This is a genomic window from Pseudomonas sp. NBRC 111139, assembly GCF_001753955.1.
Taxonomy (GTDB): Bacteria; Pseudomonadota; Gammaproteobacteria; order Pseudomonadales; family Pseudomonadaceae; genus Aquipseudomonas; species Aquipseudomonas alloputida.
Window position 1 is genome coordinate 1 of sequence record NZ_BCBP01000129.1, and the last position, 4,436, is coordinate 4,436.

Annotated in this window: 2 protein-coding genes and 1 pseudogene; 2 read left to right on the forward strand and 1 reads right to left on the reverse strand. The window is 63.1% G+C overall.

Features of this window, described 5'->3' with window-relative positions; translation table 11 throughout:
- Nucleotides 1–133: 133 nt before the first annotated feature.
- A complete protein-coding gene (locus tag BJQ17_RS29265) occupies nt 134–1,480 on the reverse strand; it encodes a class II 3-deoxy-7-phosphoheptulonate synthase (RefSeq protein WP_004575935.1) in 1,347 nt (448 codons plus the stop codon).
- 116 nt (nt 1,481–1,596) lie between these two features.
- Here BJQ17_RS29265 and BJQ17_RS29270 point away from each other — a divergent pair, with 116 nt between their 5' ends.
- Complete coding sequence (locus tag BJQ17_RS29270) at nt 1,597–2,352, forward strand: spermidine synthase (protein WP_003247095.1); 756 nt, start codon at nt 1,597–1,599, stop codon at nt 2,350–2,352.
- A gap of 317 nt (nt 2,353–2,669) precedes the next feature.
- A pseudogene (locus BJQ17_RS29275) lies at nt 2,670–4,383 on the forward strand (DEAD/DEAH box helicase).
- Nucleotides 4,384–4,436 lie beyond the last annotated feature (53 nt).

A 4,436-nucleotide genomic window follows, 5' to 3' on the forward strand; every position in this document is an offset into this window, starting at 1 on the left:
GTAAGCGCTCGTTCTGATCGGGCGTACAGTCCATTTGCGATGGCCGCAAGGCCTCCACTCGGCCTCCTGAAGTCGCAATCTGCATCGCCTGAACTACCGCGCACTTAGAAGCAAGATCAAAAGCGAAAAGCGCTCAGCGCCGTACCTGCTTGAGGGTTTCGGCAATCAGGAATGCCAACTCCAGCGACTGATCAGCATTCATCCGCGGATCACAATGGGTGTGATACCGGTCAGACAACGCATCCTCGGTGATCGGCCGGGCACCGCCGATGCATTCGGTGACGTTCTGCCCAGTCATCTCGATATGGATACCGCCGGCATGGCTGCCCTCGGCCTGGTGTACCTGGAAGAACTGCTTCACCTCATCCAGAATCTGCGCAAAATCGCGGGTCTTGTAACCGCTGCTGGCCTTGATGGTGTTGCCGTGCATCGGATCGGAACTCCACAGCACCTTGCGCCCCTCGCGCTCGACAGTGCGGATCAGCCCTGGCAAGTGGTCGCCAACCTTGCTCGCGCCCATGCGCACGATCAGGTTCAAACGCCCCGGGTCGTTCGCCGGGTTGAGCGTGTCGATCAGGCGGATCAGCTCTTCGGGGTTCATGCTCGGGCCAACCTTGACCCCAATCGGGTTGTGCACGCCACGCAGGAACTCCACATGGGCCCCATCGAGCTGGCGGGTGCGGTCGCCGATCCACAGCATGTGCGCCGAGCAGTCGTAGTAGTCGCCGGTCAGGCTGTCCTGGCGCACGAAGGCTTCTTCATAGTTCAGCAGCAGCGCTTCGTGAGCCGTGAAGAAGCTGGTTTCGCGCAGTTGCGGCGCACTGTCCAGGCCACAGGCACGCATGAACGCCAGGGTTTCATCGATGCGATTGGCCAACTGGTGGTACTTGTCGGCCAGCGCCGAGTTGGCGATGAAGTCCAGGTTCCACTTGTGCACCTGGTGCAGGTCGGCAAACCCGCCCTGGGCGAACGCGCGCAGCAGGTTGAGGCTGGCGGTGGCCTGGTGGTAGGCCTGCAGCAGGCGTTCCGGGTCCGGAATGCGGCTTTTGGCGTCGAAACCGATGCCGTTGACGATGTCGCCACGGTAGGCGGGGAGGGTGATGTCGCCAATGGTTTCATCGCCAGATGAGCGCGGTTTGGCGAACTGCCCGGCCATACGCCCCACTTTCACCACCGGGCAGCCGGCCGCAAAGGTCATGACAATGGCCATTTGCAGCAACACCTTGAAGGTGTCGCGGATTTTTGCAGCCGAGAACTCGGCGAAGCTCTCGGCGCAATCGCCGCCCTGAAGCAGAAAGGCACGGCCTTCGGTGACCTCGGCGAACTGCCGGCGCAGCTCGCGCGCCTCACCCGCGAACACCAGCGGCGGGTAGCTGGCCAGGGTCTGTTCAACCTTCAGCAGGTGCGCGGCATCGGGGTAGGTCGGTTGCTGCTGGATCGGCAGGGCACGCCAGCTGTCGGGGCTCCACGGTTGGTTCATCTTGGGCTCGGTCTTGTCGGTTGTAGGCTATGGGCCATGGTAACAGTTGGCGCTGCGCTTGTTGCATCAAGGGTGTTGGCGGACAATGCGCGTTTTTGCGCAGGCGGGTGGTGGACATGACGGCGGAACGGCAAGAGCGGCTGCTGGCACGGGTGGAAGATGCGTTTGGCGTCATCAGCGTGTACGAAGTAGACGACTACCGCTTTCTGGAATTCGGCGATGCGATCGAGCAAAGCTGTGTGTTCACCGCCGACCCCAGCTGGCTGGAGTACGACTACACCCGCGCCATGCTGGTGGGGGCGCTGTGCCACGAACTGCCTGAGAGTGCACTGTTTCTGGGCCTGGGCGCCGGCACGCTGACCCAGGCCTGCATGAAGTTCCTGCCGCTGGAAGACATCGAGGCCATCGAGCTGCGCCCGGATGTGCCGCGCCTGGCCATGGATTACCTGGGCCTGGACGACGACCCGCGGCTGTATGTGCGCATCGGCGATGCCCTGGAGCTGCTGCCCACGGCAGAGAAGGCCGACCTGCTGTTCGTTGACTTGTACACCGACCATGGTCCTGGGGTCGGGCACCTGGCGTGGAACTTTCTGGAGAACTGCCAGCAGCACCTGAACCCGGGCGGCTGGCTGGTGATCAACCAGTGGGCCACCGATGATGGCAGGCCGCTGGGCGCGGCGTTGTTGCGCGGGTTGTACCACCGGCATTACTGGGAACTGCCTGTGAAGGAGGGCAATGTGATTTTGCTGGTGCCGGCAGACCTGGAGCAGTCGCTGGACCTGGACGGTTTGAGAGCCCGGGCCGAGGCGCTGGCGCCGCGTTTGGGGTACAGCCTCGAGGGGCTGATCCGCGAGATTCGGCCGGCGACGTGAGTGGCTGACGCGCGCCGACACCGAGCGCGCCAGGCTTCAGGGGATTATCGATTCAGCCTGTCGTGCTTGATGGCCCGATACTGGCCCTGCCTCCATGAAAATATTCCTCACGTACGCGACTATTTCAGGTATAGTACGCGCCGGTCTTTTAGCGGACCTCAAAATCAGGTGGTGCAAATCCTCCGAGTCCAGCTTCGGCTGCGCGTCCGCTAGGCGGACCTTCCCAAGTTTTCTTTTTCAATCGTTTTCGCAAATCCCCGCCGCCAAAGCTGCCTGGGTGACCTGACGGTCTTTCAAGGCATGTGCAGCTTTGGAGCATGGGTCTTTGCGGATGCACCTAGAGGCAGACCCATGACCCAGGAAACCGGCGGCTTCGCCGCTCTCGATCTTAACCCGAACATTGTTGCTGCCGTTGTGGCTACCGGCTACGAAGAGCCGTCCGCCATTCAGCAACAATCGATCCCGATCATCCTCGCCGGTCACGACATGATCGGCCAGGCGCAGACTGGCACCGGCAAAACCGCTGCCTTCGCCCTGCCGATCCTGAACAAGATCGATGTGAGCAAGCGCGAACCGCAAGCCCTGATCCTGGCGCCAACCCGTGAGTTGGCGCTGCAAGTTGCTACCGCTTTCGAAACCTACGCCAAGCAGATGCCGGGCGTGAACGTTGTCGCCGTCTACGGTGGTGCCCCGATGGGCCCACAGCTGCGTGCGATCCGCAACGGCGCGCAAATCGTCGTGGCCACCCCGGGCCGTCTGTGCGACCACCTGCGTCGTGACGAAAAAGTCTTGTCGACCGTACAGTACCTGGTACTGGACGAAGCCGACGAGATGCTGAAGCTGGGCTTCATGGACGACCTCGAAGTGATCTTCGACGCAATCCCGGCTACCCGTCAGACCGTACTGTTCTCCGCTACCCTGCCGTCGTCGATCCGTTCGATCGCCGAGCGTCACCTGCGTGAACCCAAGCACGTCAAGATCCAGACCAAGACCCAGACCGTTACCGCGATCGAGCAGGCCCACCTGATGGTCCACGCGGACCAGAAGATCCCGGCTGTGCTGCGTCTGCTGGAAGTGGAAGAGTTCGACGCGCTGATCGCCTTCGTGCGTACCAAGCAAGCCACCCTGGACCTGGCCGCCGCGCTGGAAGCCAAAGGCTACAAGGCTGCTGCACTGAACGGCGATATCGCCCAGAACCAGCGTGAGCGCGTGATCGACTCGCTCAAGGATGGCCGCCTGGACATCGTCGTCGCCACCGACGTCGCTGCCCGTGGCCTGGACGTACCGCGCATCACTCACGTGTTCAACGTTGACATGCCGTACGACCCGGAATCCTACGTACACCGTATCGGCCGTACTGGCCGTGCCGGTCGCGATGGCCGTGCACTGTTGCTGGTTACCCCGCGTGAGCGTCGCATGCTGCAGGTGATCGAGCGTGTTACCGGGCAGAAGGTTGCCGAAGCGCGCCTGCCGAATGCCCAGGCCGTGCTGGATGCCCGCATCAAGAAGCTGACCTCGAGCCTGGCGCCGCTGGTAGCCGAAGCAGAAGCCACCCACGGCGAGCTGTTCGACCGCCTGACCACCGACCTGGGTTGCAGCGCGCGTGCCCTGGCTTCGGCCCTGCTGCGCAAGGCCACCAATGGCCAGGCGCTGGACCTGGCGGCGGTAGAGCGCGAGCAGCCACTGGTGCCGAGCTTCGCCCCGCGTGGTGAGCGTACCGAGCGCGGTGAGCGTGGCGAGCGTCCTGACCGTGGTGATCGTGAGCGCCGTGCACCGCTGCCGTTGGCCGAAGGCCGCGTGCGTTGCCGTACCGCCCTGGGTGCCCGTGATGGCATCGCTGCCAAGAACCTGCTGGGGGCGATCCTCAACGAAGGTGGCCTGGCGCGTGACGCTATCGGCCGCATCCAGGTGCGCGACAGCTTCAGCCTGGTCGAGCTGCCGGAAGACGGCCTCGAGAAGCTGCTGTCCAAGCTCAAGGACACCCGCGTGGCTGGCAAGCAGCTGAAGCTGCGTCGCTACCGCGAGGATTGATCCTGGCGTAACGAAAAAATCCCCGGCTTAGGTCGGGGATTTTTTTTGCCCGC